The organism is Arthrobacter ruber (genome assembly GCF_002954225.1).
Classification (GTDB): Bacteria; Actinomycetota; Actinomycetes; order Actinomycetales; family Micrococcaceae; genus Arthrobacter_D; species Arthrobacter_D ruber.
The window spans coordinates 112,073-125,790 of record NZ_PPTH01000014.1 but is presented as its reverse complement, the minus strand read 5'-3'; the positions used below and the strand labels follow the sequence as shown (position 1 = coordinate 125,790).

The 13,718-nt window shown below is 63.8% G+C and carries 13 protein-coding genes; 9 read left to right on the top strand and 4 right to left on the bottom strand.

Annotation, left to right across the window (positions count from 1 at the left end; genetic code table 11):
* Nucleotides 1-602 precede the first annotated feature (602 nt).
* On the top strand, nt 603-1,340 hold the full coding sequence (locus CI785_RS17005; protein WP_157940176.1) for a DUF6339 family protein: 738 nt from the start codon (nt 603-605) through the stop codon (nt 1,338-1,340).
* Nucleotides 1,341-1,406: 66 nt separating this feature from the next.
* On the opposite strand, the gene CI785_RS05725 is transcribed toward CI785_RS17005, so the two are convergent.
* Nucleotides 1,407-2,855 (bottom strand): DNA cytosine methyltransferase, encoded by a 1,449-nt coding sequence (locus tag CI785_RS05725; RefSeq protein ID WP_240615030.1) that lies wholly within the window; start codon nt 2,853-2,855, stop codon nt 1,407-1,409.
* A gap of 186 nt (nt 2,856-3,041) precedes the next feature.
* Here CI785_RS05725 and CI785_RS05720 point away from each other — a divergent pair, with 186 nt between their 5' ends.
* On the top strand, nt 3,042-3,449 hold the full coding sequence (locus CI785_RS05720; protein WP_105031131.1) for a very short patch repair endonuclease: 408 nt from the start codon (nt 3,042-3,044) through the stop codon (nt 3,447-3,449).
* A 145-nt stretch (nt 3,450-3,594) separates the two neighbouring features.
* Complete coding sequence (locus CI785_RS05715) at nt 3,595-5,427, top strand: hybrid sensor histidine kinase/response regulator transcription factor (protein ID WP_157940175.1); 1,833 nt, start codon at nt 3,595-3,597, stop codon at nt 5,425-5,427.
* A 75-nt stretch (nt 5,428-5,502) separates the two neighbouring features.
* Here the strand turns inward: CI785_RS05715 and CI785_RS05710 are convergent, their stop codons facing one another.
* Nucleotides 5,503-6,294: an alpha/beta fold hydrolase gene (locus CI785_RS05710; RefSeq protein WP_105031129.1), complete on the bottom strand. Its 792-nt coding sequence runs from the start codon at nt 6,292-6,294 to the stop codon at nt 5,503-5,505.
* Nucleotides 6,295-6,396: 102 nt separating this feature from the next.
* On the opposite strand from CI785_RS05710, the gene CI785_RS05705 reads away from it, so the two are divergent.
* The gene (locus CI785_RS05705; RefSeq protein WP_105031128.1) at nt 6,397-6,897 is read left to right on the top strand and encodes an SRPBCC family protein; all 501 of its coding nucleotides are present in this window, start codon (nt 6,397-6,399) and stop codon (nt 6,895-6,897) included.
* Between the two features lie 27 nt (nt 6,898-6,924).
* On the opposite strand, the gene CI785_RS05700 is transcribed toward CI785_RS05705, so the two are convergent.
* Nucleotides 6,925-7,344, bottom strand: a complete 420-nt coding sequence (locus CI785_RS05700; RefSeq protein WP_105031127.1) for a GlcG/HbpS family heme-binding protein — start codon at nt 7,342-7,344, stop codon at nt 6,925-6,927.
* Between the two features lie 173 nt (nt 7,345-7,517).
* Between CI785_RS05700 and CI785_RS05695 the strand changes: the two genes are divergently transcribed.
* The 5 genes from CI785_RS05695 to CI785_RS05675 all read left to right on the top strand — a co-directional run bounded on the left by CI785_RS05695 (nt 7,518) and on the right by CI785_RS05675 (nt 12,264).
* A complete protein-coding gene (locus CI785_RS05695) occupies nt 7,518-8,381 on the top strand; it encodes a class II fructose-bisphosphate aldolase (protein ID WP_105031126.1) in 864 nt (287 codons plus the stop codon).
* Between the two features lie 2 nt (nt 8,382-8,383).
* Nucleotides 8,384-9,190 carry an HAD-IA family hydrolase gene (locus CI785_RS05690; RefSeq protein ID WP_105031125.1) on the top strand — a complete coding sequence of 269 codons (807 nt, stop codon included), beginning with the start codon at nt 8,384-8,386 and terminating at the stop codon, nt 9,188-9,190.
* Nucleotides 9,187-9,819 carry a dihydroxyacetone kinase subunit DhaL gene (gene dhaL / locus CI785_RS05685; protein WP_105031124.1) on the top strand — a complete coding sequence of 211 codons (633 nt, stop codon included), beginning with the start codon at nt 9,187-9,189 and terminating at the stop codon, nt 9,817-9,819. The genes CI785_RS05690 and dhaL overlap by 4 nt, the downstream gene beginning before the upstream one ends.
* 49 nt (nt 9,820-9,868) lie before the next feature.
* Complete coding sequence (dhaK, locus tag CI785_RS05680; protein ID WP_105031123.1) at nt 9,869-10,864, top strand: dihydroxyacetone kinase subunit DhaK; 996 nt, start codon at nt 9,869-9,871, stop codon at nt 10,862-10,864.
* 392 nt (nt 10,865-11,256) lie between these two features.
* Complete coding sequence (locus CI785_RS05675; protein ID WP_240615029.1) at nt 11,257-12,264, top strand: Fic family protein; 1,008 nt, start codon at nt 11,257-11,259, stop codon at nt 12,262-12,264.
* Between the two features lie 144 nt (nt 12,265-12,408).
* On the opposite strand, the gene CI785_RS05670 is transcribed toward CI785_RS05675, so the two are convergent.
* Nucleotides 12,409-13,623, bottom strand: a complete 1,215-nt coding sequence (locus CI785_RS05670; protein ID WP_105031121.1) for a thermonuclease family protein — start codon at nt 13,621-13,623, stop codon at nt 12,409-12,411.
* Nucleotides 13,624-13,718 lie beyond the last annotated feature (95 nt).

The following is a 13,718-nucleotide window of genomic DNA, read 5'->3' as shown; positions in this document are numbered from 1 at the left end:
TCTTCACCAGTTGGAGACAGTGCTTGAAGGCTACGATATGGGCGGTCGACTGACACTTACATCGACCGTCGTTTTCTATTCGAGTAGTTCTATCAGCGAATCAGCGCCGAGCAAAGTTGGGCAGATTCTATGGCGAGACGCTAAGTCTGTGTATCTCGAGGGACAGGGCTCCCAATTCCCCACCTACTGTGAGGACTTTTCGCGAACAAGGTACGAAATCCGTAATGCTCCATGGGCTGTGGAGGTAGAGGATGACGATCTGGATGCTTCATTCCTAGGAAGCGTCCGTGTATTCCTTAATGAGAACCATAAAGGTGTGCGCAAGCTATTGGAAGGGTCACGGGACGGAGCGACGCTGCAGTTGGCACGTCAGCTGGAGGTGGATGTTGCGCGGCAACTTGCCATGGCGGCTTTGCATAATGATGTCCTCACGTCGGGCGAAAGAGCATGGGACGAGGGGACGGTAGGGGCCGTTCTCGCAAACCTCATCACGATGCTATGGCCAACCGGCGAGAATCCGAAGCACCTGAGCAATTTGGTTCGAGCTAATCCAAGTTTCTTTGACGCCTACATTGCTCACGCTAGAGGACTTTAGGAATCGGATGTATACATATCTTTATCCACGCCTAACTGGAGCGCCCGAGCTTGAGGCGTTAAACATAGTGAAAGGTGGTCAGCTGGCTGCGCTGCATCAATTAGGAGCGAGCAAGCACGGCCGAGCCACTTTCTCTGCTGTAGGAGGAACCCCGGTGCGAGAGGAAGCGCTGGTCGAGCTACAAGACCTTATAAGGGGCATTTGTGTCGATTATGGGTATCCCGGGGCAATGGGCCAGGAAGCTCAGCAAAGCTTTGACAGGGTTCTGGGAACGGCCTTGCTAGAAAAGATGCGTATTGTGCCCGGGGATGCGGCAAACGATGGCGTATGGTCGTTTGTCTCTTTGATACTTGTTCCGGAATTGGGTCCTTGGCGCTTTCCTTCGCGACATAATGACAGGCTCCGCGGTCACAGAAGAAATGTTGTACGCAGGTTGTGGTGGCGGGCATATACCTTTGGCCCCAATCTGACTTTTGCCCCTGAAGGGTGTGCGCCCTTGCGCGAGGATGACTATTTCCAGATTGAGGAACGAACGAATTTATTCGGCGATCAACGTGTAGCACGAGCTCTGCAGGATGCCATATGGCGAGTGGAGCAAAGCAATGCGCCGATTTCGCGCTCTATCTTGGTTCGGCAGCTTGCGCTGAAGATGCTTGCTGTTCGATCGCATACAGCGCTTGATGCGTTGTCCAAGCATGAATTGGATGCTTTATTTGACGAGCTTGTTGAACAAGTTCGACCTTAGCGCTGTGGTGACCGTCCTAACAGGTTCCCGCCAGCGGAGCGGCTGTAGTTCTACTCGCGGTGGCGGTCACAGATCAGCCAGCATCTCATTTACGACTTCGCCAATTTGTTTAGCTAACAGCGGCGGTACGGCATTGCCTACTTGGTGGAACTGCTGTGTCCTCGGGCCCTCAAAGAAGTAGTTATCGGGGAATGTCTGGAGACGCGCAGCCTCGCGGACTGTGAAGCTGCGGGCTTGATCGCGAGCTGGGTGAATGTAGTAATGGCCGTCCTTTGAGATGTGAGACACAATCGTTGTGGAGGGCGCGTCCCACACCTGCACGCGGAAGCGATCGGTGAAAGGGGTGCCCTCCCTCGACACATTGCTATGTTCAGGGTGGAGGACCGCAGGCAGGTCGGTGTACTTCGGACTTTTCCCGGTTCGTTCTGCAATCGTTGCCATCACCCGGTAGCGAGCGAGGTCGGACACCATGTGAGGTCGGGGCTGGTGCTGACTCGGAACGTCGACCATATGGTCGCTAATCCAGGAACGGTACGTCTGCGTCGCAGCACCGTGCTCGACGCCTTCCGCGGGATCCGGGCCGAGCTCCGCCTCGGGGAGCGCTTGCAGTGCAGACTGCTCTGCCACCAGCCAATCAACGGCGGCCTTAGGTACTCGCTTTGACGTCTGCGCCCGGACGGACGGCAGGTCCTCCAGAGCCGCACGAACCGTGACCGGGCTGTCGCCTGGGACAAGGACCTGGCGCGGGACTAGTGGCGCTACGTCCGAGCGGACACCGAGGAGGATGACACGGTGCCGCTTCTGCGGAACTCCGTAGTCCTCAGCTTTGATGATGAAGTCCGAGGGCTTAAGACTCTCCGGTTCTTTGTCGACCACCAACGATCGAATTTCGTACCTCACGCCGCTAGGCAGTGCACGGAGGTCCGCCAATATCGTTTGGAACATGCTGTCGTCACCATTTTTGGACGAAAGCAGGCCCTTCACGTTCTCCATAACGAAAATCGTCGGCTTGAACTCGTCAAGTATGTGAAGATACTCGCGGTACAGGAAGTGCTTGTGATCTGATGCGAAGTTCGCGTCTCCTGTGCGGCGGGACCTGCCGGCAAGAGAGTATGCCTGGCATGGTGGGCCCCCAATTAGCACCCACGGTGCATCCGACCTGTTTCCCAAGAGTCTTTCCCGGATCAGCGAATCTACTTGGGTTCTTGAGTCCTCGCCGAGAACTTCCCGGTGAACTTTGTCTCCTGACGCCATATAGGCCTCTTGGAAGGTTCCGGTGTAGATCTGCGCCCAAGTTTTACGTCCCAAGATGTAGTCAAAGTAGCCCTCCAAACTTTCGCCTGCTCGGCTGAGATGCCGGTAGGTTTCACGGAGACGGAGAGTCTCGCAGGCATAGGCGTCCATCTCGAAGGACGCGGCGTTCGAAAACGCGTAGGACCCGTCTGAGTTACGGACGTTGGAGAAACCTTCGTTGAGGCCGCCTGGGCCGGCGAAGAGGTCGATCAGGGGATACACTGCAGCCTTCCATGTTGTGACACTCCAGGATACCAGGGTGGTGCGCCCGTCGATGGCCGTGGGCGGGTATGTGGATGGTCCGGGTAGCGCCGAAGCCGTACAGCCAGTTGCCGTTAGCAGCGATCAGGGCTCTGCGCTAGGTGCCTTGCCGACGCGTTGCAGCAAGTTCATTTCTACAATGTCTCTATGACAGATCGCCTGACGCCTAAGCAGCGGAGCGCGAACATGTCGAAGATCCGTGCCGCGAACACGAAGCCGGAGATGCAGGTTCGCAGGATGGTGCATCGAGAAGGCTATCGGTACCTGCTCCACGACAAGCGGCTGCCAGGCAAGCCAGACCTTGTCTTTCCGGGACGTCGGAAGGTCATCTTCGTTCACGGCTGCTTCTGGCACCATCACGTGTGCCGGGCAGGCCAATACACTCCGAAGACGAACGCGGAGTTCTGGTCCGCGAAGCGACAGCGGAACGTTGAGCGGGACGCAGAGCAAATCCAGAAGCTTGGAGAACTTGGCTGGAAGATCCACGTCGTGTGGGAGTGTGAACTCAAACACCCGGATGAGGTGCTGCAGGAGCTGACGCACTTTTTATCGTGAAGGAAACCGGCGAATCCGCTGTAGTGGCGAGCGAACGCGCATCGGCTGATCTCCTGTAGGACCACCTGCGGCACTTTGTGCACGCCCGCTATCCTGAAGGCCCGTGCGCAGCGTTGCGCCCGGTTGCAGGAGACAGGTGCCGTACATGCCGCAGCTTGCCACGCCGAACCAGAGCCAGAATCGCCCGAGTGAGACCCCACTTTCCGAGCTCGATCGCATCACCGAACTTGCCGGCGACCTCGCCGGACAGTTTGAGCTAGTCCCGCTCCTCGAACGCGTCCTCGGGCATGCCGCTGCCCTCCTTGGGTGCGAGAGCGGCTCCATCTCGATCGTCCACGAGGCCGAGGGCTACTACCGCAAGGAAGTGGACCAGGGCGTCGGCTGCCGCGAGGGCCAGACCTTCCCCCTGACCGAAGGCCTGACCGGGCAGATCGTCAAGACCCGCGGCACCGTCATCCTCGACCGCTACGCGTCTGTAACCGCGGGCCACATCGACCCGGCGGACCCTCGGTGGGGGAGCGCCGTCATCGGCGTCCCCATCACTTGGGCCGGCACGATCATCGGCACGTTCGCCATCTTCAGTGACGGTCCCGGCCGCGTCTTCAGCCCCGGCGACGCATCCCTCGTGGAACTGTTCGCCAACCACGCCGCCATCGCCATCATGAACTCCCGGCTCCACCAGGCCGCCGCTGCGAAGGAACGCGAGGCTGCCGTCGCAGGAGAACGTGAGCGTGCCGTACAGGAGGTCCACGAAACGATCGGCCGGTCCCTGGGCTCGCTCCTGCTGCACCTCGACCGCGCGGACAAGGCGACGCCGGGCGGCTCGCCCTCCACTCAGCACATTGACTCCGCCCGGGTGCTCGCCCACGAGGCGCTCTTCGAGACCCGCCGGACTGTGCTGGGACTCGGTCCCTCCACCCTGGCCGACCGCTCGCTCGAGGAAGCGGTTCGCCAGGAACTCGACCGGGTGAGCGCAAACGGTCCGATGGACGTGACGCTCCTCGTGACGGGCGATCCTCACGAACTGGCACCCGTCGTCGCGCATCAGCTCTTCATGATCATCCAGGAAGCGGTGGCCAACGCGGTGGCGCATGCCTGCGCGACCGCGTGCCGGGTGGGCATCTTCTACGACACGGCCGGTATTACAGCCGTCGTCGAGGACAACGGCCGCGGGTTCGAGGCCCAGGAGAGCACCGATTTGAAGGGCAGTCGGCTCGGCCTGCACGGCATGGCAGCCCGGGCCCACTACCTGCGGGGCGAACTCCACGTGGAGTCGACGCTGGGCTGGGGGACGAGCATCCGGGCGCAGGTGCCTTACTCCTCGAACGGCGACGCCTCCCGCGAACGGTGGAAGGTCCTCGTCGCCTGCACCCAGCCCCTGCTCCGGGCCGGGCTCGTCCGGCTGCTCGAGACATCTGAGCCATCGGTGCAGGTCCTCGGCGAGTTCGGGACGCTCGAGGACCTCACCGAGTCGGTGTCCCTCCTGCAGCCGGACATGATCGTCCTCGACGAGCACCTGCTGTCCCGGTATGCCGAAGCCCGGGTGACAGAAACGGACACCGTCGAGCGGCCGGTGGTTGCCGTCGTCGACCATTTCGCGGACGAACTGCTGGCGGCCGCCGCGTCCTCGGGCGTGCGGGGCTTCCTCTCGTTGTCCTCGACGCCCGCGGAGGTGGCGCGCGTCGTCGTCGCCGCCGCCCGCGGCGACGCCCTGCTGGACGGGGCGATGTTCACGCGGCTCACCGAGATTCGTGCGGCGGATACAGGTGAGGCGATATCACTGACGGCCCGCGAACTCGAGGTGCGTGACCTGCTCGCCGAGGGGCTGGCGGACAAGCAGATTGCCACCCGGCTCGCCATCTCGGTGAAGACGGTCGAGAAGCACGTGAGTGCCATGTTGCGGAAGACCGGGGCACGTAACCGCACCATGCTGGTGGGTCTGCAGCACCAGGGTCAGGCAATCGCGAACTCCAGGTAGGCGGCAGCGTCCGTCCTCAGCCTATGTACTGAGGCGCCGCCAGCACGCTTGCTTGGTGTGCGGCTCGGAGGATGGTTACGAAGACCCAGCGGCAGTGGCGTCGAGGATGAACCGGGCTGTCTCTTGCGGCTGGTCCCAGTGCGGGAAGTGTCCGCAGTCCTCGAAGACGTGCAGGGTGGCGTCCGGGTAGAGAGACATGGCGACGGCGGCCTCACTGAGCGGGGTGACCCTGTCAGACCTGCCCCAGCCGAACGCCAGCATGCCCTTGATCGTCCCCTGTGGCGCGCCTGCCTGGCGTGGTCCGTGCGCGAGCGACTGACGCGCTTCGTCCAGACTGGGCGAGGTGGCGAATCCGCGGAGCTCCGTCAGGACGAGGTCCGGATCGAGCTTCCAGGGGGCCGCGGAGAACTGGGCGAGCAGCGTTGTCCGGCCCGCAGCCTGCTGGACGAGGAACGGCAGGACGGGCTGGAGGCGCCGTACCAGCGCAATGGACGCGGTGATGCTGGCGTTGAAGATGCGCACCTGCGTGTCGTTCCAGAATCCTCCGGGATCGAGAGCGACGACGTTGCCGGCGTGACCCCGCCGCGCCAGCTCGACCACGATCCGCGCACCCATCGAGCTTCCGACGATGTCCGCGTCGCGCAGGTTCTCCTGCTCGAGGAACTGCTCGACGGCGTCCGTGAGGGTCGCGATGGTCACCTCGCCCGCGAGCGGCTCGCTGCCGCCGAATCCGGGGAGATCGATCGCGATGACCTCGCGCTGTTCCTGCAGCAGGGGGAGGACGGGATCCCAGGTGCGGACGCTCGAGCCGAGCCCGTGCACGAGGACGAGTGGCCTTCCGGTGCCGGTTCGTTCGGCGTTCAACATGTGGGGCCTTTCGTAGCGGGCTCGAGAATTCAGTCTATGTGGGCACAGATCGCTGCAGCCGATCCCGCAGGCCGAGGGGATCCTCTCTGTGAGAATGGGCGCATGAGCCAGACAGAGATCCGCCACCACCAGGAGTCCGTCACCATCCAGGCATCGGCAGACAGCATCTACGACCTGGTCTCCGACATCACCCGCACCGGTGAGTGGAGCCCGGTGTGCACGCGGTGCTGGTGGGAGAACGACGCCGACGCGGGCCAGGTCGGCGCCTGGTTCACAGGGCGCAACGAGCTTCCGCACCGTACCTGGGAGACCCGGTCCCAGGTCGTGGCCGCAGAACGCGGCCGTGAGTTCGCCTGGGTGGTCGGTGGCGATCGAGTCCGCTGGGGCTACACGCTGACGCCGGCCGGCACCGGGACCACTCTGACGGAATCCTGGGATTTCCTGCCGGGCGGCATCGCCATGTTCGAGGAAAAGTTCGGGGATGACGCGCCCGCGCAGATCATCGACCGAACCCGGCAGGCGCTCGACGGCATCCCGCAGACGCTCGCTGCCATCAAGCGGATCGCCGAGTCCGGCACGTCGCGTGAGGATGACCGGTCCTAGCGCGTTGTCCCTGCAGCAGGACGCGCCTCAGTAGGCGGCCGCGCCCGCTGAGGCCACTTCCTGGTCCTGCTCGATGGTGCCCGTGGAGACGCCGATGGCGCCCATGATGTTCCCGTCGCGCACCAGCGGGATGCCGCCGGGGAACACCGCGAGTCGGCCGCCGTGGGCGTCGCTCAGCCCGTAGATGGGGCCGTCCTGCCGGGTGACACCCTGCAGGTCGCCGGTCTCGCACTGGAACGCGATGGACGTGTAGGCCTTGTTGATGGCGATGGTGATGCTGCCGATGTTCGCACCGTCCATCCGCACGTGCGCCTTCAAATTTCCGCCGGCGTCGACGACGGCAATGTCCATCGGCTGGCCGATCTCCGTGGCCTTCGCCGCGGCGGCGTCGATGACACGGCGGGCTTCCTCGGCGGTGATGGTCTCGAGCACTGATCCCTGGGGCATGGGGTGTCCTTCGTCGTCGAAGTGGGTGGCCGGGCGGCCGCGGCCCACTCAACCACGCGCGTCTGCTGCTGACGAGGTGGTGATTACCCCCAGGGGGAGGGCGGGAGAACCCCCATACCCAGCGCCGCCTCACCCACCTAGCGTGGGGGTCAGCCTGACCAGGAGGAATCACCATGGCCGTTGTACCGCTGAAGGACATCGTCGACCCGGCATTCGAGGCACGCTACGGGGTGCCCGCCATCAATATCTTCAATGACCTGACCATGGAGGGCGTGCTCGCCGGCGCCGTGGAGGCCAACTCCCCGGTGATCCTGCAGACCTCGGTGAAGACCGTGCGCAGCATCGGCTCCCGCGTGCTGTTCGACATGTGGCAGTCCATGACGCGCGGCATCGAGGTGCCCGTCACCATGCACCTCGATCACTGCCCGGATCGCGACGTCGTCACCGAATGCCTGAAGGCCGGCTGGAACTCGGTGCTCTTCGACGCGTCCAACCTCCCGGTCGAGGAGAACCAGCGCCAGACCGTCGAGGTCGTCGCCGAGGCCCGCAGCTACGGCGCGCAGGTGGAGGGCGAGATCGAGGCCATCACTGGCGTCGAGGATGACCACGGGTCCGACGAGGTTTCCAAGCAGCAGAGCCTCGAAGTGGCGCTCGCGTTCATCGATGCCACCGGGATCGACGTCTTCGCCCCCTCGATCGGCAACGCCCACGGCAGCTACAAGGCCGCACCCGTGCTCGACGTCGAACGCGTCACGCAGATCGTGGAGGCACGGAACGTTCCCATCGCCCTCCATGGCGGCAGTGGCCTCAGCCCCGAGCAGTTCGCCGACCTCATCGCCCGCGGCTGCGCGAAGGTCAACATCTCCACGGCCCTCAAGGAGACGTACATGCAGTCCAGCCTGGCGTTCCTCAAGCAGGCCGAACAGAACAGCAAGTGGGATCCGCCGTCGCTGTTCAAGCACACGCGGGCCGACATCGTCGCGATGGTCACCGACCTCTGCGGACAGTTCGGCAGCGCGGGCAAGGGCGGCCGCTGACCATGCCGGCCCTGATCTTCGACTGCGACGGCGTGCTCGCCGATACCGAGCAGTACGGTCACCTTCCCGCCTTCAACCAGACCTTCACCGACTTCGGCGTACCCGTGCAGTGGAGCGTCGGGGAGTACGCCGAGAAGGTGAAGATCGGCGGCGGTAAGGAGCGCATGCGCAGCATCCTGACACCCGACCTGGCCGCCTCTCTCGGCCTGCAGGACGACGACGCCGTCGACGCTGCGATCCTCTCCTGGCACAAGCGGAAAACCGAGGTCTACAAGGGTCTCGTGGAGAGCGGGGTCATGCCCGCGCGGCCGGGTATCGCGCGGATCGTGCAGGAGGCGCACGACGCCGGGTGGACACTCGCCGTCGCCTCCACCTCCGCCGAACCCGCTGTCCGGGCGGTCCTGACGCACGCCGTCGGGGAGGAGTTGGCCGCACACTTCTCGTTGTTCGCCGGGGACGTGGTGCCTGCCAAGAAGCCTGCCCCGGACATCTACCTGCTCGCGCTTTCGGAGCTCGGGGTGTCGGCCGACGACGCGATGGTCGTCGAGGACAGCGGCAACGGACTCCGTGCCGCCGTCGGAGCCGGACTCCGGACCGTGGTGACGGTCAGCGGCTTCACCCGCGAGGAGGACTTCACCGGGGCGTCCCTCGTGGTCAGCTCCCTCGGGGATGCCGACGGCGAGCAGACGGAGGTCCTCGCCGACCCGCACGGCGCTCGCCCGTCCGGCGTCGTCACCCTAGCGACCCTGCAGACGCTGCTCTCCGCACCTGCCCCCACTTCCGCGACCATCGAAACGGAGAACCCATGAGCGCCACCGACCTCGCCGACGTCGAGTACGTCGTCCACTCCCTGGCGCAGACGGCTGTGGACAAGGAGAAGGAGTTCGGCGATCTCGACGCCGTGGTCGGCGACGGCGACCTCGGTTACTCCCTGGCCCGCGGCTTCGAGAAGGTCCTGGCGGACTGGGACTCCTTCAAGCGCGACGACGTCGCCACCTTCCTGCAGCAGATCGCGCTCGCCATCTCCAGCAGGATCGGCGGGACCTCCGGTCCGCTGTGGGGGACGGCATTCCTGCGGGCATCTGCCGCAGCGAAGGCGGTGGACACGATCGACGGAACCGCCGTCGTCGCCATGCTGCGCGGAGCCACCGACGGCATCAAGGCCCGCGGCAACGCCGACCTCGGCGACAAGACCCTGCTCGACGCGCTGATCCCGGCGACCGATGAACTCGAACGGCAGCTGGCAGCCGGCGCGTCGCCGGAGGAGTGCCGGCAGGCATTCGCGGCGAAGGTCCGCGAGTGCGCGGATGCGACGTCGACCCTCGAGGCTCGACGCGGCCGCGCCAGCTACAGCGGGGAACGCAGCATCGGTTCGCCAGATGCCGGCGCTGTAGCGGTCGCCATCATCGCGGAGCGCATCGTCGCCGACTGGCCCTGACTCTCTTTCTCCTTCAACTCATCCCTACTCACAACGACGTGGAGCCCCCATGAAGAAGTTCGTCAACGATCCGCAGCAGTTCGTCCCGGAGATGCTCGAGGGCCTCGCGCTCGCTAACCCGGACACCCTCAAGTACATGCCCGAGTACAACCTGATCATGCGCGCCGACGGTCCGGACCAGAACAAGGTGTCGATCGTCCAGGGCTCCGGGTCCGGGCACGAGCCGGCGCACGTGATGATCGTGGGTAAGGGCATGCTCGACGCCGCCTGCCCGGGTGACGTCTTCGCCGCGCCTCCCTTCGACTACGTGTACGAGACAACCAAGCTCATGGCCTCGCCCAAGGGCGTGCTGCTGCTGGTGAACAACTACACGGGCGACAAGATGGTGTTCGAGATGGCGCAGGAGATGTCCTCCGCCGAGGGCATCGAGGTGAAGACGTTGTTCATCAACGACGACGTCTCCGTGGAGGACTCTACCTACACGATCGGGCGCCGCGGTGTTGCCGGCAACTTCTTCGTCATCAAGGCCGTGGCCGCTGCCGCCGAGCGCGGGGCGGACCTCGACGAGGTCATCCGCATCGGCGAGAAGGTGAACTCGGTGACCCGGACGATGGGCGTCGCCCTGACAGCATGCACTCCGCCGGCGAAGGGCAGTCCTTTGTTCGAGCTCGGCGAGGACGAGATCGAGATGGGAGTCGGTATCCACGGGGAGCCCGGGCGGCGTCGCGCGAAGATGATGCCGGCGAACGAGATCGTGGAGGAGCTTCTGGCACCGGTGGTGAAGGACCTGCCGTTCGGCGACGGCGACCGCGTGGCCCTCATGGTCAACGGCCTGGGCGGAACCCCGATCAGCGAGCTGTACCTGCTGTACGGGCAGGCGCATAAGCGGCTCGCGGAGCAGGGGATCAGTGTGGGCCGCAGCTATGTGGGGGAGTACTGCACGTCCCTGGACATGGCCGGCGCATCCGTCACGCTGGTGAAGCTCGATGACGAGATCGAGTCGCTGCTGATGGATCCGGCGGAAATCCCTATCCGCGTGTTCTAGTTTCACCGCATACGACGGCGGAGCGGTCACCTTCGGGTGGCCGGCCCGCCGTTGCGCGGGGTCGATCGAGATCTTCCTAGGATTAGCTACTTGTTCTTTGGATGACTGATCTTCAGCGTCAATCGATAACTACTGTCCCCTACACCATCGGTTACGCTACTAACCGATGATAGCGTGGCTACATGGCATCGAAAAGCGGGGCCCCACGGCAGGACCGATGGCCCTCGGTTGCATGGGAGCAGCGACCATGGGAGGCGGTGCCAGACCGGGGCGAGTCCCATCGGGCTCGACTGCGGGCGAGGGGTCCTTACGACGCGGCTGTACCACCCCTGATTGCGGATCGTGCGCTGCCGCCGTTGTCGCCTGAAACGGTTGTCGCTGGCGAGGATGCGGTGACGGAACTCGTCCGCTTCGACGGAGAGTACGGGGCGACCACCGCACCTTTTGCCGCCATTCTTCTGCGCAGCGAAAGTGCCTCCAGTTCCGAGATCGAGCGCCTCACTGCTCAGCCGAAAAACATTGCCCTGGCAGAGCTCGGCTTCCGGAGCGGACCAAATGCGCGTCTCGTCGTTGCGAATACTCGGGCTATGGAAGCCGCCATCGCTTTGTCCGCCGATCTCGGGGCGGACGCAATTATCGCCATGCAGAAGGCACTCTTGGTGGACACTCATCCTGAGTACACGGGCCAATGGAGGCACCAGCAGGTATGGATCGGCGGAGGTGTCGCCAACAGTCCGCACTCCGCGGCATTCGTTCCGCCGCACCCGGATCGAGTGCCGGAGCTGATGACGGACCTCGTGGCCTTCGCCCAACGCGTCGATCTGCCGGTCATGCCGCAGATCGCCCTCGCCCATGCTCAATTCGAAACCATTCACCCCTTTCCGGACGGCAACGGTCGAACAGGCCGGGCACTCACTCATGCAATGCTGCATCGTTTGGGTATCATGCGGAACCTGACCGTCCCCGTGTCAGCTGGCTTGCTTCAGAACACGGAGGGCTACTTTGATGCTCTGACCGCATACCGGAACGGCTCAGTGGAGCCCATCATCGAGGCTTTTTCCTCCGCGTTCACATCGGCTTTGGTAAGCGGCAGGCAGTTGGTGCGTGACCTCGAAGAGTTCAGAAGCTGGGCCGTCGGGAGAACATCGGCGCGCGGCGGATCTGCGGGCAGGCGCACTATCGATTTGCTGCTGCAACATCCCGTTATCGATGCGAGGACTGCTGCTACGCTGCTGGGCATCACCGCGCAGAACGCGCAGAACGGACTGAACCGACTTGTCGTTGACGGCATCCTTGCGCCAAGCGGGCAAGGCAGACGCAATCGAACTTTCGAGAGCGAGCGCGTGCTCGCTGCCCTCGAAGCTTTTGCCCAGCGTGCACGACGACCGCGGCCAGGGTAGGGCGAGGGATCGAGCACGCCGCTGGCATTTCTACGGATAGCGCGTTGCATCAGGCCATTCATGGAGTTGATTGGCCGAGCCATCCAAGTGCTCTCATCAGAGCATTCGTCGTCCAAGTGGACGACGAATGCTCTGATGTGATGCTCAGCAGGGACGCCAGGTCTTTCCACCAGGTGCGTAGCAACGAGGCCCGTTGTAGCCGGGGTAAGGATTTCCAGCCGCAGGGGGAGCGGGAGGGACATACTGCTGAGCGGGTGGAACGTAAGGTGCTGGTGCGGGCGGGAGGTTCCGGATCCGCTCCCGCTCGGCGGCAGCTGCCACTTCAGCGGCAAGCCGGCCAGCCTCAGCCTGAGCATTGGCTTCTGCCTGAAGTCGTTCGGCTTCGATGCGTGCTGCTTCAGCGGCTTCCGCCTGCATCCGTTCGGCCTCGACGCGTGCGGCCTCAGCGGCTTCTGCCTGGACCCGTTCAGCCTCGACCCGCGCAGCTTCTGCCACCCTGGCTGCTTCTGCTTCAGCGGCGGCGACTCGGGCTGCTTCCCTTGCTTGTTTGAGAGCGGCAGCCTTGGTGTCAGCTGCGTTCAGAGACTGCTCGGCCTTGCTGATTCGAGTGTCGAGGTCACGTGTGATCGCCGCGGCACGATCGGCTCCGACAGCGAGCACGCGAACGGTGTCCTTGCCGGCGTTCAGCGTTTCCCGGACAGCCTTCGCCGTCGTAAGGGCGGCGAGGATACCTGCGGCGGTTGCAGCAACAGCTGCTTCTGTTTCGCCGACTGGAGCCTCAGTTACCTCGGTAAGTGCGTTCACAGCGTCGGTCACTTCCGCCGGGAGGGTGCAGCCTGCAGCGACGTCCAGCAGACCGACGGCCTGCTCGGTCGCCTCGTTGTACGCGGCCTGCACCTCGTCGTAGTACTTCCTGTTCGGCTCTATCAGCACAGGAACACCCAGACCCACGCGGGCCAGCTCCGCATTGACCAGGGTCTGGTCCTCGATGAACACGGCGGCCAGCACGCGGTCGTACCTGTCGGTCCGCTCGACGTCGAAGTCCAAGGCAACCTTCGTTCCGGGCGGGGTCAGCGACTCGAGCTTTTGAGTGGCCTCAGGGCCAAGACACTCGACGGGCTTATCCGGATGCTTCGTCTCCGGTGTGTCCACGTTCAGCAGGCGGACGGTCTGGTCGTCGCCATCGAAGTTGATGACAAGGGTATCGCCGTCGATCACTCGCACCACAGTGCCGGGCTGGAAGTCGACCGCCGTCTCACCAGAAGCATTGGAGCCGGTGCAAGCGGTGAGTGTCGAGGTGAGAACCGCGACCGTCAGGAGAGTCGCCGGTGCGAACCGGCGGAAACGAGCATGATTCATCGGTCTTCTTCTGCAGATATGAGTGTGAATGGTGTAGCGGTGAGGCGAACTGCACTGCGGCGATCAACACCGCGAATGCCAATTGTCATGCTGAG

What these genes read in the sequence shown, in the direction of transcription:
- CI785_RS17005 (WP_157940176.1), top strand. Translation starts at nt 603, where the DNA reads ATGTATACATATCTTTATCCACGCCTAACTGGAGCGCCCGAGCTTGAG.
- CI785_RS05720 (WP_105031131.1), top strand. Translation starts at nt 3,042, where the DNA reads ATGACAGATCGCCTGACGCCTAAGCAGCGGAGCGCGAACATGTCGAAG.
- CI785_RS05715 (WP_157940175.1), top strand. Translation starts at nt 3,595, where the DNA reads ATGCCGCAGCTTGCCACGCCGAACCAGAGCCAGAATCGCCCGAGTGAG.
- CI785_RS05710 (WP_105031129.1), bottom strand. Translation starts at nt 6,294, where the DNA reads ATGTTGAACGCCGAACGAACCGGCACCGGAAGGCCACTCGTCCTCGTG.
- CI785_RS05705 (WP_105031128.1), top strand. Translation starts at nt 6,397, where the DNA reads ATGAGCCAGACAGAGATCCGCCACCACCAGGAGTCCGTCACCATCCAG.
- CI785_RS05700 (WP_105031127.1), bottom strand. Translation starts at nt 7,344, where the DNA reads ATGCCCCAGGGATCAGTGCTCGAGACCATCACCGCCGAGGAAGCCCGC.
- CI785_RS05695 (WP_105031126.1), top strand. Translation starts at nt 7,518, where the DNA reads ATGGCCGTTGTACCGCTGAAGGACATCGTCGACCCGGCATTCGAGGCA.
- CI785_RS05690 (WP_105031125.1), top strand. Translation starts at nt 8,384, where the DNA reads ATGCCGGCCCTGATCTTCGACTGCGACGGCGTGCTCGCCGATACCGAG.
- dhaL (WP_105031124.1), top strand. Translation starts at nt 9,187, where the DNA reads ATGAGCGCCACCGACCTCGCCGACGTCGAGTACGTCGTCCACTCCCTG.
- dhaK (WP_105031123.1), top strand. Translation starts at nt 9,869, where the DNA reads ATGAAGAAGTTCGTCAACGATCCGCAGCAGTTCGTCCCGGAGATGCTC.
- CI785_RS05670 (WP_105031121.1), bottom strand. Translation starts at nt 13,623, where the DNA reads ATGAATCATGCTCGTTTCCGCCGGTTCGCACCGGCGACTCTCCTGACG.